Origin of the sequence: Burkholderia sp. FL-7-2-10-S1-D7 (genome assembly GCF_001524185.1) — a bacterium.
Lineage (GTDB): Bacteria > Pseudomonadota > Gammaproteobacteria > Burkholderiales > Burkholderiaceae > Burkholderia > Burkholderia diffusa.
Window position 1 is genome coordinate 21,688 of sequence record NZ_LOWY01000090.1, and the last position, 22,320, is coordinate 44,007.

Here is a 22,320-nt window from a genome sequence, read left to right on the forward strand (position 1 = left end):
AGTCCTTGCAAGGGTAAAGGCTAAACCTATTGCGGTTGGAGAAATAGTCGCGATCGCCTGCTCGGGACTAACCACCCACATCAGGAGCCTCGTTACTTGATCTGCACATTGGACGGGAAATATCACTGCCTCAAGATGAGGGAGCGCGAGCACAATTTCTCGCGCTTGATTCGGTGCCTCGTTCAGTGCGGTGACTACGCCGTACCAACTCTTGGTTTGGAATATAGATTCGAGGATCGGCAACAGTGACCGCGGATATCGGCCCTGCCGCAGATCGAGAACTGATGTATCCACGTGTTTCCACCGATCGATTGAGTTTTTGGTGTTGATCGCAGGATTCGAAAAATACGCAGTGATCTCGAAATAAGCAAACTGATGTGTCGGGACTCGAGAAGGGCCAGGTCGGTACCCGAGGTCCGCGTCCGCTTTGACGAAGTCAAGTGCGGCACTACCGTAGTACGCACAAAAACCGGGCAACGCCTTTCCAAGCACTGGGGATAAATCGAGTCCCTCCCAGAAAGCAGGTTGATGCAGCATCACATGCAGTGGCCATCGGTACGTACCATACAGGCGGACTTTCGTCTTATCTGAATATTTCATTCGATTGTTGACCCTATCTTGATGAATTTTTTTACGATAGAAAAAATTCCGCTACGCTGGGACGATGTTGGCGCCCACTTCGTCTTTTAAAGTCAAAGAATCATTTGGTCAAATAGTGGGTATCAAAATCGAAAGATAGCGTGCCAATATTGGTGGAATAGAGGATGGCAACACAAGGATTCCGATGATCTCAAGATTGCGTTTTTTTGCTATTTCTCGCAAGTGTATTTTGGAGTGAATCAGGATGCCCTGATGTCCGATCCGGAATTCGATGACCACTCGGACAGTTCGCAGGCGACGGCGCTTGCAGCGTGGGGAAATGTCAAATGATCGCCACCACTACGATCTGGTGCATATTATGGCCCCGCCAGACGTGACGGTAGTGCGCCGCCCATGCGACATTGGGGGCAGCGAGGCAGCGAGGTCTGCATCTGGAGTGCTTCAGAGCCTGTCGCTACAAAATATCGATAGGTGTGCGCCAATGACGACTACTTTGCTTACCTATAATACGTTGGCGCCATTTGGCAAGGAATGGAACGAATCCTCGTCGAGTTGACGAGGTGGGTGCTATCTGAGAATCAATATTCAAATTATTAGTCATGCTTGGAAAGCATCAGGGATCCAGGCGAAAATGAGGTCGGATACTAGGGACAGTGTTGTTGTGCATGTTGATAGGCGTATGTACATGCAATGAATAACGCTTATTCAGAAATTTCATCTACCGAGTTTGTGGGAGGTCTATTAGTATTGGTTCACCACATCGCCGGATAGGCTCGCGCATTTTTTGAAATGACTGTTTGATGAATAACGTTTCTCTAGACAGCTGACCAGGTGGTCGAGGAGGAGCGTAGTGGGGCTGTATCTGGATACGGCCGCCATTGCTCGGAAAGTGGCCGAAGAAACTCCGTTGCTTGTTGTCAATGCGCGAATCAAATTGATGATTTGCGAATTTTCTAGTTGCCGGAATTTATCTGGGCGCGGAAATTAAATACTCCTATTGTATTTTTGTGTGCGATTTATGGGTGGCGCCGGTGATGTGATTATGTATCTCGATCGAAAGGAAGATTAAGGAGTTGTCCCTTGAATCCGAATCGCGTTCTGTCGAATGAGCAGACGATGCGCGCCGAGGCGGGCGTCGCGTCTGAAGTAACTGAGCCCCCCATGCGCTCCGATGCGGTATTAGAAAATGCGGTAGACATTTGCCGGGCGATTCTGAACTCGGATGTTGATCCATATACTGCTTCCATACGTGCGGAGCGCTATATCCGGAAACAGCAGGCAGTGGTGATTGCCGATAAGAAGCGTTGGCCCGATGAACTCGCGCACTTGCCGAACGCCGAGTTTGAGCAACGTCTTGATGATCTGGCGACGGCGTGTGCACCATCTGAATTGCGAGTCGTGGATGGAACGGACGAAACCGTGAGGTTTGTCTTGAGTCAATGCGTTCCCCGCGAACTGCTGCGTGGGGCTCTACTGCAAAATTTCTGCAATGCGTCGAACTCTCATGAGGTGGTGGCGAGCCTCGTGCACCGGATCCATGCGCTGCAGGTCGGTGAAGGTAAGGTTCAATCGAATTCCGCGAATCGATATCGGTTGCTGTTGTCCCAATATGGCCTCGATTTGCCCGACGTGTCGTCCGAGCGATTCTTCGCGTATCCGGATGTCATCCCATCGTCGTGGCATCTCCCGGCATACCAATTGAGCCTGTCCTTGTTTCCGAAGCGTTTCGAAGCTGAAATCTTTGGTGCGGCACTCTTTGATGCGTCGGAAATAATCGCGAGTCCGTTGCAGGCGCTAGCCGGAGATCGGCTTAGCGAAATTGGTCGTAGCCTCTACATTAAGCAGAAATTCTCGATCGGGGATGAGTTGAACCGAATCATCAGAGAGGTGATCTCCCGTTCGTTAAGGCAAACTGTGGATGCTTGCCATCCAGATGATCGTGATGCCGCCGCGGCCACCTATCGCTGGCGAATTCTGCTCGGATTTCGGACTTCGGCAATGCTTTCGATCGCATGGCGGGAAGATCTACAGGCACTGCTGAACAGCGATTACCTGGGGCCGAGGCATGCCATGGTTCGCTTGATTCAGCGCAAGGGCGTACATGCCGTTGGCTATCATGAAAGGCTGAAGGTCGGTGAAATTCCTTTCGATAGCCTAATCGTTGACGATCCGGTGGCCTTCGTCCGTGGTCTCGAGCGCTCGCGTTGGATTGCGCCGGGGCATCCAGACAAAAGTTTGTTGATCACGAAGCTGATTGAATTCGGCGGACCGATGTTCCGGGTGTTCTCCGATCCGGAGATCGATACCATCCGGCGATGGATTGCTGCGATTCCTGCTGACCTTGGCAAGGGCCACGACGACGCACACTCGGTCGACATCCCGCTCGCATGCCCGGCCCGGGGCTCCTCTTTGCATGTGCAGGGCAATATCGATGGTGGTGTCGACGTGATTCAGATTGCCGATAAGGCTCGCTTTTCTCCGCGGACCCTGTACACGAAGCTTCTCAACCATGAGCACGATCCAGTCATTTATCACGAAGCAAGGCAGTTCGTGAAGCTCTGGCTGGCCCGAAGCGGAGCGGACTTGACGCGTGACGAGGGAGCCATTCCATTCGACGTCTATTCGCACGAAAAACTCCGGAGTTGGTTCGACGATAAGGCCGCTTCGCAGTTGAAAAGCTACGAGGAATCGGAGCGAACAATTCAGAAGACCCGCGAAGAAGTGATAGATGAGGCGCTGCAGCTATGTCCGATGATCTTCATCGACGGGGCCTGGTTGCAGAAATGGGGCAATGCCGGGCTGGTGGAAACGGATATCGGATCGCACCTTTTCAAGATTTATGCGGACGAGATCGGCAATGGAAACTTCGCTTGGAATCATCCCAACATCTATCGGGCGCTGATCGGTCAGATGGGGGTTGAGCTACCCGATTTCAGAACCAGAGAGTTCGTGGAATGGCAGGGTTTTCGGACATCTGCCTTCGAGGTGCCGGTTTTCTGGCTGAGCATTTCCCTGTTTCCGCGAGCCTACCTTCCGGAGACGCTCGGTTTGAATCTCGCGATGGAATTGTCCGGGGTGGGAGGGTCATACAAGACCGCGCATGACGAGCTTCGACATTATGGATTCAGCACGTTGTTCGTCGATCTGCACAACACCATCGACAACGTTTCAACCGGACATTCGGCGTTGGCACTGGAAGCCATTGCGTTGCATATGGATCAGGTGGTGCGGAATGGTGACGCGCGATCGGTCGCTGAGAGATGGCGCCGAGTCTGGACCGGATATCGCGCGTTGACGCCACGCGGAAGAAAATGGACAGAACTGTTTAAACCCGCTGTGTATGCCTATTGATTGCATTTCCCTACCACAAAAAAGGTCCTGCTCATGACTTCATACATCGTGGGGTTGTCCGCCTACTATCACGACAGCGCGGTTGCGCTGCTAGCCGACGGAGAGATCATAGGCGCAGCCCAAGAGGAGCGCTTCACGCGGATTAAACAGGACAAAAATTACCCCGCCAATGCACTAGAGTTTTGCCTTAAGCGTGCGAACATCTCCATTGATGAGGTAGAGAAAATCTTCTATTACGAGAATCCGAAGAAGAAGTTGCGACGAATCATGTCGACATACCTCAATTTTGGGGTTGCAGGATACGGTTCATTTGTGTCTGAACTTCCGGCGTGGATCTTCGAAAAATCCAACGTCAAGCGGACTTTGTCTCGGGAACTGCAGTCGCAATTCGGCTCGAGCATGATTCTGCCGTCGATCGAATATATTGATCACCATATGTCGCATGCGGGAGCTGCGTTTTTTCCGAGTCCGTTTCCGCGTGCAGCCGTGATGTGCATTGACGGTGTCGGGGAATGGGCAACGACGTCGGCATGGGTCGGCGAGGGAAATACGATCAGACCGGTGTGGGACATCGAATTCCCGCATTCTCTGGGTCTGCTTTACTCGGCCATCACGTATTTTTGCGGTTTCAAGGTGGACTCCGGTGAATACAAACTGATGGGATTGGCGCCCTATGGCGAACCTCGTTACGCGCAGGTCATCCGCGATAATCTCATCGACGTCAAGCCCGACGGCAGCTTTTGGATGAACATGGAGTATTTCGACTATGCAGTCGGAAGCAGCATGATCAATCAGAAATTCGAAACCCTGTTTGGAGGACCTCGACGTAAGCCCGAGGCATTAATTACCAAGCGGGAGTTCGATCTTGCCGCCTCTATTCAACTTGTGCTCGAAGAAACCCTGATTCTCCTGGCGAAATCCGTGAGGATGCAGACTGGCCAGAAGGCGCTCTGCCTTGCCGGTGGCGTTGCCCTGAATTGCGTGGCGAACGGGAAGTTATTGAAGACTCGGATCTTTGACGACATTTGGGTCCAACCGGCAGCCGGTGACAGTGGCGGTGCGTTGGGGGCGGCGCTAGTCGGGTGGCATATGAGGAAGCAGCAGCCGCGCAGGCTTACCGGTCGTGATGCGATGCAATCTGCGCTACTGGGATCGAGCTACAGCAATGCTGAGATTGAGGCGGCATTGACTGCCTCCGGCGCTGTATTCCGATATGCGGAAGAAGATGAATTGTATGGCGAGGTCGCGGATCTTCTGGCGAAGGGCAATGTGGTCGGGTGGTTTCAGGGACAGATGGAATTCGGTCCACGGTCGCTAGGCGCGCGTGCGATTCTGGGTGATGCGCGCAATGTCACGATGCAGAGTGTCCTGAACCTGAAGATCAAGAATCGTGAGTCCTTCCGCCCGTTCGCTCCCGCGGTGCTGGAGGAACACGCGTCGCAGTGGTTTCAGACGGATCGGCCGAGTCCCTACATGCTGTTCGTGGTGGGCGTCGAGGAGAAGCGCCGAAGGACGCTCTCCGAGCAGGAGAAAAATCTGGATGGGATCGAACTGCTCAAGTGCATCCGGTCGAGCATTCCCGCGGTGACGCACGTTGACTACTCCGCGCGGGTCCAGACAGTCGGGGCGCGCGACAACACACCATTCCGGAAACTGCTAGACGCGTTCTATCAGAAGACCGGATGCCCGGTGCTGGTGAACACTTCCTTCAACGTCCGCGGCGAACCGATCGTGGAGAGTCCCGAGAACGCCTATCTCTGCTTCATGAGGACGCAGATGGACTACTTGGTGATTGGACAATACATCTTGTCCAAAGTCGATCAAGCAGAGCTTGTCGAGGAGAAAGACTGGCGAGAGGAATTTGCGCTGGATTGACCGGAATGTTTCCAGGTCCGATAAATTTCAATCTTCAGGATGGTGATTCCACATGGCAGCTCTCAAAAATGTGATCCAGATGTTGGTGTTTTCTTTGATTTTCATTCTAATGGTGATGCCGGTTGGATTATTTGTGAGGCTGTTTCGTGATCGTCACATGATTAAAATTCCGGTGTCACGTGAGACGTACTTCAATTTCAGGCGCTGAGTGATCGTAGGAAAATTGTGTGCGACAAACGTCGAATATTCCATTGGTCGATTTAATATCGTGATGAGGCAATCTTGAAAAAAATGACACCGGAACAGGCGCTGGAGGAAGTGTATCGTCTTACGCCGCAAATGAAGATTTATGACGAATTCATTTCCGATGTTCGTTGGCTTCCTTACACCATGTTTTTTCATCCCGCGAACTACCGATCGGATGTTGTCAATACCGATTCATTGGGGTTCCGAGACAGTCCCTGGAATGGCCGAAGTGTCAGCGTCGGAGAACTGCCGTCGACGGGATCGATCAATTTACTGGTTGGTGGCTCGAATGTGGTTGGGACAGGTGCCACGCACGACGCCTTCACCACATCGGCGTGTCTGTCTGAGATCACGCGCGAAGCATGGCTGAACTTCGGCAGCCGTGGCTATAACGCCCTCCAGGAAGCGCTACTGTTCCTGATGCACCGTCACCGATTCGATCGACTCAACCATGTCGTCATCTTGAGCGGCATGAACACACTCACTCTCGAGGGTTTGCCGGACAGCCTGTCGTCTGATCATGGCCGTTTCTACTACTCGTATGAGTACAACCAGTACATGAGCAGGTACTCGCACGACCTGCGGCGCCGCAGTGGCGGTGCGTCGGCAGCGCCCAAGAAAGGCGTACTTGGCAGGTTGACGAATATGCTCGGGGAGTACGTGGAAGATGGCGATCCGACTGGAACCATCATCGACGATCGAGACAGCCCCCCGGAAGAACGGCTGCAGCGAGCGTCCGGGGAAATCGTGAAGTCAGTCGCTTTGTGGAAAGAACTACTGGCGCCGTTTGGCGTGTCGCCAGTCTTTGTGCTCCAGCCGCTGACGTATTGGAGCAAGGATTACATGACGCCATTCGAAGAGGAGATCTTCAATGCAATCGACAGTTGCCCAAACAACTTCTGGCGGCTGTTCGGGAAGATTCTGGGCAAAGAAGTGCATAGTCCGTTCTCGGCGCTGATCGAGAAGGGGTGTCGTGAAATAGGTGTCGAATACTTTGACATGAACGATCTGCTGAAGGGTTCGCCGTTGGCCAGGCATGATTTGTTTGTCGATCGAGTTCATTGCACGGACGAGGGCTATGCTGAGATTGCCCGTCTGATCAATGACGTAATAGTCTCGTGAAAATTATCGATCCGGGAGTGAGATCATGAATCAACGCATCAATACCGATCGCCGTGCGATGGCCAGTGTGAAGAGTCGGAAGCGGAATCTATTAATTTCCTTGATTAAGAGAATTTTTTCAAAAAAGAAGAAGAATAATAACTCCATCTATCCGTTGCGGTAGAGCGGTGACTAGTCGGCTGTCCTGTCAGCGGAATCGATCTCGTTATTTTTAGGGGTGGCAGCATGAAGAAATTCGCTATTTTGAGTGATGGGTATGCCAGTTCAAGACTGAGGTTGGCGGGTTCAGACGTTGAAATCATTTCAGTCGATGACATTGTGAGGCGTGACCTCTCGTTCGGCGAGGATGACGTGCTGTATGTGCCGTCTGAGGATGGCTTGAACCTGGTCGCAGAACGTAGCGCGAATGACTCGATCAAGAAGGCAATTCGCCTGTTCAAAGATAAGTTCGAGTTTCGCGGAAAGGTAGCGAAGCTGTTTCCTGATTTTCACTACTTTGATTGTCTTACCGACGAGATCGGAGCATTGGATCTGAATTTTGACGACGGCAGGAAGTACGTGATCAAGCCGCGGCGAGGATACTATGCGACAGGGGTGAGGGAGATCGACCACCGTAGCGATTTGAAGGCCGTGCAGCTGGAAATTCAGGCCGAATTGGCGGAGCGGGGGCGATATTACCCGGACAGCATGCTGTCCGGCAGCTCGGTGATTGTCGAAGAGTTCATCGGAGAAGACATCAGGAACTCACTGTCGCTCGAATCCTGTGAGCTGGCTGCCGATCTCTTCTATGACCGCGAGGGTACACCTCGAATTGTAGGCTTGTACCATCATCCGCATCCGACATGCAGTGCTTATTTCCACACATTGTACTACTCGAACGCGGAGATCGTACGTCGGTACTCGGGGAAGGTCATAGAGTTTTTCACCGCGCTCCAGGCACTGGGAATGGATCTTCGCTCTTTTCCGATGCACGCGGAATTCAAGGTGCACCGGAATACTCTGATCCCGATTGAGGTCAATCCGTATCGGTTCGGTGGCTATGGCTTAGCTGACCTCATGCATTATGTTGCGGGGATCAATCCCTATCGTGCCTTCTTTGAAAACGAACACCTCGTCGCGGACGAGGTGTGGGCGAATCAGCGTGACAGCTATGCTTGCGTGGTGGGTTATAACGGGCAGGATCTGGTGACGGCAGACCACGTGCCCGACCACGAAGCGTTCAAGGCATTCCTCGCGCCCGGCCTGTTGCACTACGAGCCGCTGGATCACACCAACTGCCCACTCTTCGGAATCTCGTACCTCAAGCGGCATCAGGCGGAAACGCTCAGGCCGATCCTCGAGGTGGATTACAGACAGTTCTTTTCGCCAGCATCCGTGACAGTCAATTTGTAGGACGGGCGGTGGTCCGGTGTGCGCGGGGCGATTGGGTTGACGGATTCTTGAGGCGGCACGTTCGGCAGCCGATCCGCCGCGACGGCCGGAAACCGGCAGTGACGGTATTGCATCTTTTTTCGACTATGAATCATCACGCACGTCGAGGACACCACTGATGACACACGTCTTTTACCGTTCACCCAAAACGTGGATGCCGATGGCCGCATCTGGTCAGGGAATCCACATTACCGACGCATCTGGCCGCCGCTACCTCGACTCCTGTAGCGGCGTGGCGGTCACCAACCTGGGTTACAACCACACGCGTGTGATCGAGGCGCTTCAGCGTCAGGCGGCCAAGCTAGCCTATGTGTACGGCGGCGTGTTTCGAAACGAAGCGGCGGAGGAGCTGGCGACATTTTTGGTTGAACGCTCCCCCGGGCTGGACAAGGCTTACTTTCTCTGCAGCGGCTCAGAAATCGTCGAAATAGCGCTTAAGACCGCCCTACAGTACTTCGTAGAGCGCAATCAGCCGAGCAAGCGTCTGATGATCTCGCGCCGGCAAAATTACCACGGTAGCACGCTGGGTGTATTGAGCATCTCGGGGAATATTCAACGACGCGACATTTTCGATTCCGTCCTCTCCCGTGGACATTTCGTGTCGTCGTGCTATGCGTACCGCAATCAATTTCCCGGCGAAAAGGAAGAGGATTACGCGCAACGCCTGGCGGACGAACTGGAGGAGAAGATTCTCGAGTTGGGCGAGGGCAACGTCGCCGCATTTGTTGCTGAAACCGTGGTTGGCTCCACTTCAGGAGCGGTGCCTCCGGTTAAGAGTTACTTTCAGCGAATCCGTAAGGTGTGCGACAAGTACAACGTCCTGTTGATACTTGACGAGGTGATGTGTGGCATGGGGCGCACAGGCTCGCTGTTTGCGTGCAGCCAGGATGATGTCAGACCCGACATCCTGACGATCGGTAAAGGACTTGCTGCCGGCTATCAGCCCATCTCCGCAATGCTAATCCGACAACAGATTTACGATGCCATCGATGCGGGATCGGGGGTGTTGAGGAACGGACAAACCTTCGCGTTTCATGCGACCGCTTGCGCGACCGCCCTGGAAGTGCAGCGGGTGATTGAGGAGGAGAACCTGTTGGATGCAGTCCGGGAGAGAGGCGTGCAATTGCGACAGGCGTTGCACGATCAGTTTTCCGATCATCCCAATATAGGCGATATCCGAGGACGTGGACTGTTTCTCGGAGTGGAGTTAGTGAAAGACCGTGTGACCAAGGAGCCGCTTCCATTGGATCCGAATCGTAGCCTCAAGCTCCGCGCGTCTGCTCTGGAATCTGGGCTACTGTGTTATCCGCTGAGCGGCACCATCGACGGAAAGCTTGGCGAGCATGTGCTGTTCGCGCCACCGTTCATTGTCTCAGAAGACGAGATCGAGAAGATCGTGTCGATCTTCGCACGAGTTATCGGCAACGAGTTGTCCTGATGCCAAGTCGGTGCGCGTCATGCACACGCGCACCGACGTCATTCTGAGATTTGACTATCCTATCAATCATCCTGCTGGTTGATGGCACGTGGAATGAATTTTGGTTCGAATCAGGAATTTGGTATTGAAATTTCATTTGTTAATATTAATTAGTAATGCAAATTATATAAATGCTTGTGTTTTATATTGTGCGTGAATTTGAAAGGAATTTATTGGCCGGGGGGCATATTTTATTCGTCTGATCGGAATCCATGATCGGGCAGATGGTCGGGGCCTTCGAATATCGAGCATGAAAATGAACCTTGATAGACGTAAGTTTGACGGCTGGGCGTTAGAGATAGTCGATTTCAACCGCTTGCCGAGCGATGCGGGCTACATCTTTCGCAATGCGGGTGTCTGGTACGTCTGCTATCCGACGAGCGGTCAGCCGACCGACAGACAGACATTGTTGAGAGTCATCGACTGGCTGAGACGTGCCGGTCCCGACGTGCGCCTTGGACTGGAGGCCGTGCCAGAGCAAATTGGCGTTTCCAATGACGAAGCCCTAGGCGGGTTGCGATTGAAAGAGGAAACCGACATCGCGATTTCCCACGTTTGCCACTGAGATGAGGGGAACCAGATTGCTCTCTGAAACTGAAAGTCTCGAAGTGTGCGTTTCTATCGACGAAGTATGGGTCATCTCGAACGTGCTCTATTTCGATACGCGTGAACGTGCGCTGAAGCGCGCGGACATTGAGATTTGTGACAACGATATCGTCGGAATCACAGCGCCAAGAACGTCATCGGCCTCGGTCCATATCGACGGAAGTGAGTTGGTGTGTCTGCCTGGTTTTGTGAATGGCTGCGTATCGACGGGACTCAATCGAGAGGACGGGGATGACGATCGCGCTGCACGACTGGATGATGCGCTGTCCCTTGTGGTGTCGAGTGGAGTTACGACCGTCGGGATGTTCAGCGGCTGCGTGGAGGAGGAGACTGCCGCTATCGCGAAAGTCGGAGTGCGAGCGAACCTGTATCGCGAATATATGGATGTCTGGCTGGGGCCGGAGCACCGACCCGTCGAGATGGATGTCCTCGGATGTCTGTCTGATTTTGAGAAGACGGTACGGCGCTTCGAAAGCTCGGTATTGGCGATTCAGCCTGCAATCGGCTCGCAACTAGCTGCGTCGACTCAGTTGATAACTGCGCTGCACGATGCGGCCAAGAAGCGGCATGGAAGATGGGTGATCCGGGTGGATGGGGGGGCGCCGTGGGTCGAATCATTCCGGGATGCGTATGGATGCTCGGGGCTGGCGCTGTTGCGCAGCCTAGATGTGGTGGACGAGCATGCTCTCATCGTGGCGACGGTGCCGATGCCGTCGCTTGAATGGAGGCATCTGAGGAAGTGCCCTGCCAGCGTGGTCTATCCCGCCCACGAATTTGGTGCGAAGGTGGGCGAGAGTAGAGATATCGCGCGAATCGATATCGCCGGCCGAGCACAGGCGTCGCTCTGTTGGGAGCGAACTCCCCTGCTCGGGTTTGACGACCTGCGAGTTTGCCGCAGTCCTGAGCTCGCTGGTGAGGTCATCGACTTGCTAACCTGGAAAGGCGCGAAGGCACTGAATTTTCCGGAGACGGGGAGCGTTGCCGTCGGAAAGCGATCGGATCTGCTTTTGTACGATCGACGGTTGCTCCCGGAAAGAATCCCGGAACCCGGTGAGTGTGCCGCGATACTCGACATGATTCTGCGCTATTTGCCCCAAGGCGTACTGATAGACGGTCGCTGGGTGGTGCGTGATCTCGACTTGGTCAGAGGTGGCGCTGGTCGGCCGTCCGTGACCCCGCTAAGGCTCGCTCGGAGCGCGGTGGCGGTGGCGTCGGAATTTTCGGGGTGTAATAGCGGTGATCCGGCCTCAATTTCACGTGCAGCACGTCACGCAGGTCAGTTGCCTTGATGTGTGTGCTTCGCGGACATCGTTTCAACTAATATGGGACGATAGAGCGCGAAATTCGATGCGATTACGTGGGCACGTAGTACCCGTAACGCTGTCAAATCGTCGGGGACGTCCTTGCTCTGGCGGACGCGTCGACAGTCCCGATCTGCCTCAACATTCAGTTAAAACAGGTCGTGTTCTTTCAACGCAGGCTGCAGGAACTTCATCGCGGCGTCCAAATCCGACATCATCCCTGTTCGTCCCAAATGCTTCGATACCACCTCCTCCGCGATGCTAACAAACTGCCGTAGTTTTGCCGGGTAAAATTTCGCTTTAGGGTAGACTGCGTAGAGCGGCAGCGACGTTCCGCGCCAATCAGGCAATAATCTCACCAACGATCCATCGGCGAAATCGGCGCGCACAATCCACTCGGAAATGAGCACCGCACCGATGCCGAGTCGCGCTGCCATGCGCGTGCCAAACACGTGATCCAGCGCGAAGCGTGGGGCGATCTCCACGCGCTTGATTTGATCGGACCGGTCACGCAAGGCAATGCTATTGGTGTAGTACGACGTCATTGCAATCCAGGGTAGCTTGGCCAGATCCTCAGGGTTGCGGATTTCCCCATAGCGTTGAATGATGGACGGAGCTGCCGCTAATACCCGGCGCAGTTCACCAAGGGGCCGTGCCACATAAGAGGTCTTTTCCGGCTCACCCGCTCGAATCACACAATCAATCGCCTCCTCCTCGAAGTTTACGGATCCATCACTTAGCCTCCACTCAATCCGCATCTCCGGGCATTCTTTGAGATACCGGTCGGCCAGCTCGATGAGCCATTCCTGTCCGATCGCAGTCGGAACGACGACCCTCATCGTCCCGCTAGAAACAAAAGCCTGCCCTCTCATTTCCTCCTCAAACTCGGCCATTTTGCCAATCAGGCTGCGCGCGTACTCGTAGTAGCGGTGCCCCGATTCCGTTAGATTCATCTTATGTGTCGAACGGACCAGCAGTTGTGTCTCAAGGTGATTCTCCAGCGCCCTGAGGTGACGACTGACCGTGGGTTGGCTTGTACTCAACTGCCTTGCCGCGACAGATAGACTTCCTGCTTCAACTATTCTTATGAATGTACTCATCTGAATAAGGCGATTTCCGACCTCGGACATATTTACCTCACCTTAGTGGAGTTCGTGATCAGAGTTGTTGGGAAACGTAGGCGGAACGGCGATATTGTGGTCAAGCACTACAACGTCAATGATCACTTCGGTTCGCTGGGATGCCAGATGACGAGATTTCTGTGGCACGTCGATCAATATATGTGATAGCATTTAAAATGCCCCGTGATAATGCAGCTTCAAATCCTAATCTCGCTGCGTCGCCAGTCCCGTGTCACAACTGCGTACTGTTATCGTGCGTAGCGAAACCAGAATTTGGGCTATCTCGCGGTAACGTCATCATCCGCCGTCAGCACCGTCAGTCGTGAACTGGTCTATACGTTTGTCGATCGCTTTCAGTAACGGCTCAACCGTCGATAGATCGATGGTTTCTTGGCCCACGGGCACCAGTTGACTCACTGGTCGAGCGAGATTCGAAATCGGACTTCGACCAGTGTTGCCATGCCCATTCTTCCTGACCGCGATACTGATGTACTTGAGGAGAGAATCGGGGCCAACAAACAAGCATGGAACTGTATGCCCGAGGTGACGACTACGCGTGACGTGTACTGACATGTTACATCTCGATGCCCATCCATCTGGTTTCATCGCGTACATAATATTGAACCGAAAAATCAATGCGTCGCGTATGCTTTGTTCGCTTCCCTGTATTGCCTTCCATCGAGAAATTTTCTCAGCGCAATCCCGTAATTGAAAAGCATTGAATAGTACTGCGAACTAATATATCTACAACATTATTTATTCTTTCCTGGGGTGAAAGAAAAATGGCAAAAGAGAAGCGATACTTCTTGACATCAGAACGACGTAATCGCTGAAGTAACCGACTCGGCGAATATGTCGTCACTCTTAAGAGGGGCGATCTAGGGCATCAACAAGCCAAAAAGGCGACCGATCAGCAGCGCAGCCCGAGATGCGCGCGATAAGACGTAGGCGGAGGCGCTACTGCATTGTGCTATCGGTCATTCGTAGCATAGTATGACATTGAATAGACGATAGGATGCTTCAGAAGTCGCGTCAAGAGAATTTTTCCCGGAAATAGTTGCATTTCATGCAATCTTTTGGATTGAGAATGGCCTCTGACCCAAAATCCCTAGACAGTATCCAATCGGAGCTTGACGCTCGAATGATCGCGGAACGCGTCAGGAGACTTTTCGAGCGCAAGGGCATCACTAGACGCCGTCATGCCGCTACGATCAGTGCATACCTGCATCTGAGTCCGTCACAGGCGCACCGTAAGATGAAGGGTGAGAGCCCATGGACCTTGGCGCAGATAAGGGAGATCGCCACCGCGTTCGATGTCGCACCCGCCGAGCTGTTTCGGGCGGTCGATGACGCCGAGAACCTCGACTATCTGGGGCGACGTGCCATTCTGGTTGTTGGTCAAGAGGAACTGATGTGCATCGCGCAAATCGGCAGCGAGGTCGTCGCGGACATGCCATCAACATTGTTTGTCGCCGTACGGGCGCATGAGCAGTGGCGTGTTTATCGTACAGGACAAACTCCGGCCGGCAGGCAATACCAGGTGGAGAAAATCGAGATCGAGGGGAGGCGCCCCATGCCCGACCAACCGATCATTGCTATTCTTGACGACAATACGAACGCAGCGGATGAACTTGCCCGCTCTTTGCGGAAGAGGGACTTCTCGACGGTCCCATTCTATTCTATGGATACACTTCTGACTGCGATTGAAAAGACGTGCTTCAGTGGGTTCATTCTCGACTGGATGATCGGTAGCGAGACGGCCAGACGATGTATCGAAGCGATCCGCTTGACGCATGGTGTCGATGTTCCAATAGTCATCTTGACCGCCTATATGGGGCATACTGGGCACGCCACCACCATCGCGGAAATGATGACACTTCACAAGATCATCGGCCCTTATGAAAAGCCTGCGCGGTCGCCAGTGATCGCTGCCGCTCTCGAGCCATATTGCAAACGGTAGTTCCATGACTCGGTACTCGTCTTCATGCCCGCCATCGCTCAACGACTGCTGCAATACACGATTTCCTGCCTCGCGCTTTCGATAAGCGCACCGAGCTACAGCGACAGTCATGTCGATATCGTTCCGCTAGCTCTAACGATATCCGGAAAAATACAGATTCGTAACGATCCGAACCAAGAAACGTATCATTTCGACCAGGACGCGTTGCTATCTCTTCCGCAACATGAGATAGTCACTGCGACACCGTGGACTTCGGTTGCGAAATTCAAGGGAATTCTGCTCGAGGACGTGCTTGCCCGCGTAAAGGCAAGAGGGGCACATCTGGACATCGTTGCGTACGACGGTTATGTCGCACATGATATCCCCATGACCGATATCATTGCATTCCATCCTTTGATGGCTTACATGAAAGATGGGATATTTCTGAAACTCCGAAATCTAGGGCCGCTATTCCTTGTTTATCCACGCGGTATGGATCAGAAAATCCTGAGAACATCCGATTACGCGACGCGAGAAATTCGACAAATAAAAGCAATCTACGTGAAATGAGATTTGTTCTATCAAAAAAATGGCTTATCTCAAGGTGCTTCATTCCAGCGCTCGCCGTGTTCTTGATGGTGTGGATATTTTTTCTTATTCACATCATTCGTCAGCAGTCAATTTATGACCTTGTCGGACCTACGGAAAATCCATATTGGGGGATTGCACAATTCCGCATCGCAGCGGACGATTTTAAGGTGGAGTTGTTGAAATACAAGTATGGTGTGCAGCGGGACTCTGATGCAATAAGATTTAAATATGAAATTCTAGTATCTAAATTTTTCATAATTTCTCAGCGCTCAGAAACGACTCAATTCGCCTATCAGCAGCCACTGTATTACTCTGTCGTTGCCGATCTCGACAAGACATTCGCTAGAATGGATGAATGGATGACGAGGTTCCCAGTAGACAGCGAAGCAACTGATTCGCTTATCGCCGCGTCAAGCGTCTTCGATACCGCCTATGACCAATTCGTCAGTGCCGTTGGGCTCTCCGAGGTGAGGCGACGCGATGCGCTACTGGTCGAAGCGTTGCAGAACAGAAGCATGTTGCTGTACAGCAACATCGGTGTATCGCTGCTGTTTTTTGTGGCGGTCGTCATCTTTGCGCGATCGATTCGAAATTTTCGCCAAGCACTACGAACTGCACAACAAGTCGCGCATACTAAACAAGTTTTTCTTGCCGCAATTAATCATGAACTGCGCAACCCTTTGCAGACGATAGTGTCCGCTAACGAGAACATATCACACTATGCCACGAGTCAGGATTTGATGCATGCCGCGATCAACATCGACCATGCAGTAACGCACATTGAAACGCATATGAGGGATCTGACTGATTACCTAAGACTCCAGACGAACAAGGTAAACTTGCGCATCTCCACTGTTGATCTGCAGAAGATCGTCAACGAGGCTGTTCGGATATTTAAATCTAAGGCGGAAGAAAAAGGAATTCGAATTAATTCGACGATTTACACGCCGCTCACAAAATTCATTTCAGATGAGCAGCGTGTGCAGCAAATCATCTATAATCTTGTTGAGAATTCTATAAAATATTCCGCGAGCGGTACTGTCCAGATCAGATGTGGAATTCCTTCGACATCTGACGGTTCTTTGGTGACAATAGAAATCACTGACGAGGGTGTTGGCATTGATAAGGGCGTGGTGAACTTTCTGTTTTCACCATTCTTTCAAAGCTCGATTCCAGAAAATTCAGCCGTCTCTGGGTACGGAATGGGCTTGGCAGTTGTGCGCGGCCTTGTGGAAGTTCTGGGGGGGCAGATATCGGTAGATAGCGACATCGGCAAGGGGGCGACCTTCACCGTCAAACTTCCTTACCGATCATATCCGATGCCAGATGTGTTGCTGCCAATCAAAATCGATCCAACGCGTGCCGACGCGGATAATCATCCATGACTCTCAAGCAAGCGGCAGATATCATTCGACATCGACTCACCCTTCGAGACCGCTAGCACGTTCGGGCCGAGGTCATGGATTTCATATTGAAGATCGCCTAACGTCTGATGCATCCTGCTTGAATTTGACTTGATCTTTTCGATGAACATAATCGGACGAGAAGTGCTCAATGTTTCCAGTGCACCAGCAATGACAGTTTCCTCCATGCCTTCGACATCGATCTTTATCAGATCGACATACGACTGATTCAACGAATCAAGTGTGATTAGCGGAACGTCATACCCACGATCGTAATCGATATTCTGTCCAATATCCTCGTTCGTGGTGCTTTTGATAAGTTCAAGGCTTCCGAAGCTAGATTTCTTGTGATAGTCGATGAATGGTATTTTCAGGACCCCATTTTTGTTGCCAATGGCGACATTTTTTGCCTCTACATTGAAGCAATTGTTAATGGCGATATTCCCGCATAGTGCATAATATACTGACCTTTGTGCTTCAATTGAGATAACACTTCCGGCTCCGTCCAATGCTCGAGCGAACTCAATCGTGTGTACGCCGATATTGGCTCCGCAGTCGATTGCGAGAACAGGACGTTTGCCGTCTAGTTCGCGTTTCTTTAATTCAAGAATCGATGTCAGTAATTTTATATCGGTTTTATAGAAGTTTCCAGTCTCTAGTATGTTCCATCCCACACCGTAACTTCCATATTCCGCGCTGTGATTTTCATCATTCTTGTTAATGATAAGCGTTCCGTGATTTGTTGATGCCAAAATGTAAGCGATTCTCATGGATACCCCTTATCAAATGCGGTTTTCCTGTCAGAGCCAATGTCGTGGCGATATTGACGTCAACGAACCCGATGGGTGCCGAACCTAACCTCCAGCGCAATTTACGCAGAATGTGTGAGCTGCACAATGATCGCGGTTCTCGCGGAGCGCTCTGGAGATTGGATCATTCCTGGATCAGGAATCGATCACGGTTCTTTGCATCCTTGATCCATGCTGGTGCGCGACCACGGCCCGACCAGGTTGCGCCGGTCTTCGGATCTCGATACTTCGCTTCGACTGCTACTTTCGGTGTGCGGCCGCGTTGTCTACCGAAGATGTCCTTTTCACTAATTCCGTACTCTGTAACCTTCGCACGGATGTTTTCTACAACAGCTTGGAATTCTGCGATGCGGGCAGCCTCGGTTTGCGCTACGAGAGCGTCCATCTTAGCTTTCAATTCTTTGTATGTTGCCATGCGTCTCTCCTCTGGTTATGTTGTTTGCATGATAGCGGCTTTGACGTGAACGGTGCTCCGCGTTTGCTCGTCAGTTCATCCAGTGCGCGCACGACATCTGAAGCGCTCAATCGCTGACCAACATCGATAGCTAGTGCTTCGCGCGTAAAGACGTCGATGATGGTCAGCGCGCGGAACCTCTGGCCGTTCGAAAGCTGGTCGGCGACGAAGTCCAAGCCCCACGCCTGATTTGCCGCCGTCGACTTTGCACGTGCCGGGCGGCTCATCTGCGCACGTCGCTTGCGGTTTGGTCTGTAGCGCAGCGACAGCCCTTCCTCACGATACAGACGGTACAGCCGATTCTAGCTGACCTGATAGCCCTCCCGTAGTAGTAGCACGCGTATCTTGCGGTTGCCAAAATCGCTCCAGCAAGTGTGTCCGAAGCGCACATTCTGGAGCGGTTCACTATCAATGGGATCGAATAGGAAAACGCCCGCTCGAAGAGCGGGCGTTTGAAGAGGTGGGGCAGGAAACTTACCGCGGAACAACATCCAAGCCAGTAAGCCCCGCTCCCTGTTTTTTGTCGCCGGACATGGATCGGCTGCAGGGTAAGAGTAGCTGCTATTCGGCAGACTCGCAACGGCTGTTCTCCTTCTTATCCGGCGGCGCCTGTCTCAAGTGCTGCGATATAGCGCAGCAAGTACTCAGCACGTCCCTCCGATACAAGCTGTTCGGCAGTCTTGTAGTCAAAGGTTGCCAATGGATCATTGCGATACCAGTACAGGGCCTTCTGGACGTCGCCGGAGATATCGGTTGCTGCACGGATGATCCGAAGCGCGTCTCGAAGAAACTTCTGGACGCTTTCCGAGCCCGCCAGGCGGCTCACCGTGTTGCGGTGTACATGGGCTAGCCGCGCGAGCGTTTGCATATCGATGTGCAAGGCGATGGCGAAACGTCTTGCCGAGATGATCGGAGCGATGCTTGTCGGCTCTCTCAAAGACGCCATGAATTGGGCGAAATCGCTGGAACTGCAGGTAATGTCGGATTTCATGGGGGCGCCTGATTGCACACTATGTGCACATCTATAGCACATGCGCACCCGCTTCGGCCTGCATATCTCAACCTGACTGAGCAAGGAAAGCACGGATGGGGCTCAGAGGGAGCCGTCGACCTTGTCGGCAGCGTTGGGATGGTGCGACCCAATATCAGCGCAAGTCTTTGACTTTTATGGAATTGTTGAGTGCCTTCCGTACGGAGTTCAACTTTTCTGCGAATTCTGTAGGGAAAGGTCACCTTTTCTGCCACTCCTTCATGAAGAAGTTCGCAGAAAAGATGATCAAGTCATTGATTTGCATGGACCGTAGAGACCACCTTTTTTGCGAACCTACACAATTCGGCGTCGATGGCACACGGATTCAGGCCTGGGCTAGCCACAAGCGCATCCGTCGCAAAGTGTTAGCGACGACGACCGGCCGCCAGGCAACTGGCACGGCCGGCCGCGCAGCAACGAAACGCATGAATCGAAGCGCGACGGTGACAGCCGCCTGTACCGAAAGAGCAATGTGGCGCGGGCGCTGCCGAGCCATCTTGGTCATGTGCTGACCGACAATCGGCACGGTCTGGTGGTCGATGTACAGGCCAGCCGGGCGAATGAGCCGAAATCGAACGCTTCGCGGTAAGCGCCGCGAACGGCCAAAGGGAAACTACGTCCGGCCCGACGGTAATTCAACAACCTGCTAACGACTACCCGAGCGGCGCAGTCTCGGGTACGTCGGCGGGCATGGTAAATCGGCGAAAGACCGGCGCGGCCCCGAGATGCGCTTGCGGCGGAATGTCCGTCTGAGTCAACGGATACGGCCGCGTCAGGCAAAACGCGGGCGCGCATTCAGGCAATGTTGCTTGGTTCAGCGCGGACGTCGTATCGCTGAATTTGTTTCGTATTGCTGAATTGGAACCGTGTGTCGCCGGCTCGTTTCGTTGACGCCGCGCACTGCGCTCCCGCGCTCCCGGCGCGGTGCAGACATGCGTGCTTGCGTGTCGCACGCGATTCAGGCTGGCGGAGGGAACCGCAAAACGCGGCGATTCGAGCCGCCGGCCTGTTGCCCACGACCTCAGACCGCGCTGGCTGCGTCGATCTTGCGGATATCTTCATCGTCGAGCCGCACGCGGATCGCTTCTCCGAGCAATGCGAGCTGCGCGAGCGACGTCGCACTCGCAATCGGTGCGGTGATCGTCGGCCGCGCGATCTGCCACGCGAGCGCGATCGCGGCCGGTTGCGTGCCGTGCTTCGCCGACACGTCGTCGAGCGCCGCGAGAATGCGCAGGCCGCGCGCATCGAGATAACCGGCGACGCGATCGCCACGCACGCTCTTCTTCAGGTCGGCCTCGCTGCGGTACTTGCCCGACAGGAAGCCGCTCGCGAGCGCGTAGTAGTTGACGACGCCGAGCCTCAGGTCGCGCACGACCGGTTCGAGATCGCGCTCGTACTCGGCGCGGTCGATCAGGTTGTATTCCGGCTGGATCACCTGATACGCGGGCAGCCCGTTGCGCTTGCTGACCTCGGCGGCTTCGCGCAGGCGGGCACCGCTGTAGTTCGACGCGCCGATGATGCGCACCTTGCCCGCGTCGATCAGCGTCTGGTAAGCGGAGAGCGTTTCTTCGAGCGAGGCCGTGTCGGCGAGATCGCGGTGCGAGAAATACAGGTCGATGTAGTCGGTCTGCAGGCGGCGCAGTGAATCGTCGGCGGCCGTCAGGATGTTGTCCTTCGTCAGGCCGGCGCGCGCCGCGAGCAGGCCGACCTTGGTCGCGATCACGACCTGGTCGCGCTTGCCGGAACGCTTGAGCCACTTGCCGATGATCGTTTCCGATTCGCCGCCGCTGTTGCCGGGCGCCCAGGCCGAATAGACGTCGGCGGTGTCGATGAAGTTGATGCCGGTATCGGCGAGCGCGTCGAGCAGCTCGAACGATGTGTTTTCGTCGACGGTCCAGCCGAAGACGTTGCCGCCGAAGGCGAGCGGGGAAACCTGGATGTCCGACGTGCCGAGGGTACGTAGTGCCATTTTGCTCTCCGGAATCTGGGGGGTGACGGGATGGGACGACAGGATTGGCCGGGATGAATGCGACGTGAAGGCGCACGGGCGAAGCGCTTGCGCCGTTGTCGCGGACGCCGGAACATTCTCGCCGATCGAGCGGAATCGCGCAGCGGGCGCGCGCTCATGAAGACGGAGGAATGGCAGCGGACGGCGGATGTGCCGTCCGCCAGGTGGATGATCGGTGCGGCTGCGTTCGATCGGGAACCGAATCTTGCGGCGTCTGGGGGAGAGACCGCCGGAGACCGGCGTATCACATCACTTCGACGGAGCGGAACAAAAAGCGGGCGGCAACGTTGCCACCCGCGATCGATCGGCGCTCCGACCCGTTACCGCAACTGCACGGCCGCCAGAAACAGCACCATGCTGCCGATCGCGCCATCGAGTACACGCCACGCAACAGCCTTGCGGAACCACGGCGCAAGCAGCCGCGCGCCATATCCCAGCCCGAGGAACCACACGACGCTGACCGACATCGCGCCGATCGCGAACGCAAGCCGCGAGCCTTCCGGCTCGCGCGCGCCGGCGGTGCCGATCAGCAGGAACGTATCGAGATACACATGCGGGTTGAGCCACGTGAACGCGAGCGTCATCAGCACGATCGCGACCGCGCTCTGCGGCGGCGGCGCGCCGGCGTCGCCCCGCACGTCGAGCGTTTCGTGTCCCGGCTTGAACGCGCGGCGCAGCGCATTGATGCCGAACCACGCGAGATACGCGAGGCCGATGTATAGCACGACGTGGACGAAGGTCGGATAGCGTTCGACGAGGACGGACGCGCCGCCGACGCCCGCGCCGATCAGGATCATGTCGGACAGCGCGCACAGCAGCACGATCTTGCCGACATGCGAGCGCATGATGCCTTGCCGGAGCACGAACGCGTTCTGCGCACCGATGGTGACGATGAGCGACCCGCACAGGGCGGCGCCGTGGGAAAAAGCGATCCAGTTCATGATGGGGAGCGGTGA

The 22,320-nt window shown here is 54.1% G+C and carries 16 protein-coding genes and 2 pseudogenes; 11 read left to right on the forward strand and 7 right to left on the reverse strand.

Annotation, left to right across the window (positions count from 1 at the left end; translation table 11 throughout):
* Positions 1-1,680: 1,680 nt before the first annotated feature.
* From WS75_RS26605 to WS75_RS26635, 7 genes are all read left to right on the forward strand, one after another.
* A complete protein-coding gene (locus WS75_RS26605; RefSeq protein WP_156429896.1) occupies positions 1,681-3,951 on the forward strand; it encodes an iron-containing redox enzyme family protein in 2,271 nt (756 codons plus the stop codon).
* A gap of 33 nt (positions 3,952-3,984) precedes the next feature.
* A complete protein-coding gene (locus tag WS75_RS26610; protein ID WP_059684921.1) occupies positions 3,985-5,826 on the forward strand; it encodes a carbamoyltransferase family protein in 1,842 nt (613 codons plus the stop codon).
* Between the two features lie 291 nt (positions 5,827-6,117).
* A complete protein-coding gene (locus tag WS75_RS26615) occupies positions 6,118-7,194 on the forward strand; it encodes an SGNH/GDSL hydrolase family protein (RefSeq protein ID WP_059684922.1) in 1,077 nt (358 codons plus the stop codon).
* 225 nt (positions 7,195-7,419) lie between these two features.
* Entirely contained in the window at positions 7,420-8,586 is a 1,167-nt protein-coding gene (locus WS75_RS26620) for an ATP-grasp domain-containing protein (protein WP_059684925.1), read from the forward strand.
* 157 nt (positions 8,587-8,743) lie between these two features.
* Positions 8,744-10,063: an aspartate aminotransferase family protein gene (locus WS75_RS26625; RefSeq protein ID WP_059684928.1), complete on the forward strand. Its 1,320-nt coding sequence runs from the start codon at positions 8,744-8,746 to the stop codon at positions 10,061-10,063.
* A 289-nt stretch (positions 10,064-10,352) separates the two neighbouring features.
* Entirely contained in the window at positions 10,353-10,667 is a 315-nt protein-coding gene (locus tag WS75_RS26630; protein ID WP_059684931.1) for a hypothetical protein, read from the forward strand.
* Positions 10,668-10,683: 16 nt separating this feature from the next.
* On the forward strand, positions 10,684-11,997 hold the full coding sequence (locus WS75_RS26635; RefSeq protein WP_156429897.1) for an amidohydrolase family protein: 1,314 nt from the start codon (positions 10,684-10,686) through the stop codon (positions 11,995-11,997).
* A gap of 161 nt (positions 11,998-12,158) precedes the next feature.
* Here the strand turns inward: WS75_RS26635 and WS75_RS26640 are convergent, their stop codons facing one another.
* A complete protein-coding gene (locus WS75_RS26640) occupies positions 12,159-13,139 on the reverse strand; it encodes a LysR family transcriptional regulator (RefSeq protein ID WP_082729752.1) in 981 nt (326 codons plus the stop codon).
* Positions 13,140-14,271: 1,132 nt separating this feature from the next.
* Here WS75_RS26640 and WS75_RS26645 point away from each other — a divergent pair.
* The 3 genes from WS75_RS26645 to WS75_RS26655 all read left to right on the forward strand — a co-directional run bounded on the left by WS75_RS26645 (position 14,272) and on the right by WS75_RS26655 (position 17,045).
* Positions 14,272-15,090, forward strand: a complete 819-nt coding sequence (locus WS75_RS26645; protein WP_257129457.1) for a helix-turn-helix domain-containing protein — start codon at positions 14,272-14,274, stop codon at positions 15,088-15,090.
* Positions 15,091-15,114: 24 nt separating this feature from the next.
* Complete coding sequence (locus WS75_RS26650) at positions 15,115-15,639, forward strand: oxidoreductase (protein WP_059684941.1); 525 nt, start codon at positions 15,115-15,117, stop codon at positions 15,637-15,639.
* Between the two features lie 65 nt (positions 15,640-15,704).
* A complete protein-coding gene (locus WS75_RS26655) occupies positions 15,705-17,045 on the forward strand; it encodes a sensor histidine kinase (protein WP_257129465.1) in 1,341 nt (446 codons plus the stop codon).
* Here the strand turns inward: WS75_RS26655 and WS75_RS26660 are convergent.
* The 4 genes and pseudogenes from WS75_RS26660 to WS75_RS26665 all read right to left on the reverse strand — a co-directional run bounded on the left by WS75_RS26660 (position 17,036) and on the right by WS75_RS26665 (position 19,317).
* Positions 17,036-17,833, reverse strand: coding sequence for an FkbM family methyltransferase (locus WS75_RS26660; RefSeq protein ID WP_059684947.1), 798 nt, complete (start codon positions 17,831-17,833; stop codon positions 17,036-17,038). The genes WS75_RS26655 and WS75_RS26660 overlap by 10 nt on opposite strands.
* 163 nt (positions 17,834-17,996) lie before the next feature.
* Positions 17,997-18,287 carry an H-NS histone family protein gene (locus tag WS75_RS32925; RefSeq protein ID WP_082729753.1) on the reverse strand — a complete coding sequence of 97 codons (291 nt, stop codon included), beginning with the start codon at positions 18,285-18,287 and terminating at the stop codon, positions 17,997-17,999.
* Positions 18,288-18,331: 44 nt separating this feature from the next.
* Positions 18,332-18,685: pseudogene (locus WS75_RS32930) on the reverse strand (DDE-type integrase/transposase/recombinase); the annotation flags it as partial.
* A gap of 236 nt (positions 18,686-18,921) precedes the next feature.
* Positions 18,922-19,317, reverse strand: coding sequence for a DUF2384 domain-containing protein (locus WS75_RS26665; RefSeq protein ID WP_059684949.1), 396 nt, complete (start codon positions 19,315-19,317; stop codon positions 18,922-18,924).
* Positions 19,318-19,658: 341 nt separating this feature from the next.
* On the opposite strand from WS75_RS26665, the pseudogene WS75_RS32935 reads away from it, so the two are divergent.
* A pseudogene (locus WS75_RS32935) lies at positions 19,659-19,918 on the forward strand (IS5/IS1182 family transposase); the annotation flags it as partial.
* Positions 19,919-20,377: 459 nt separating this feature from the next.
* Here WS75_RS32935 and WS75_RS26670 read toward each other — a convergent pair.
* Together WS75_RS26670 and WS75_RS26675 are read right to left on the reverse strand one after the other, a co-directional pair.
* On the reverse strand, positions 20,378-21,325 hold the full coding sequence (locus tag WS75_RS26670) for an aldo/keto reductase (protein WP_059684952.1): 948 nt from the start codon (positions 21,323-21,325) through the stop codon (positions 20,378-20,380).
* A 359-nt stretch (positions 21,326-21,684) separates the two neighbouring features.
* Positions 21,685-22,305, reverse strand: coding sequence for a LysE/ArgO family amino acid transporter (locus tag WS75_RS26675; protein WP_059684954.1), 621 nt, complete (start codon positions 22,303-22,305; stop codon positions 21,685-21,687).
* Positions 22,306-22,320 lie beyond the last annotated feature (15 nt).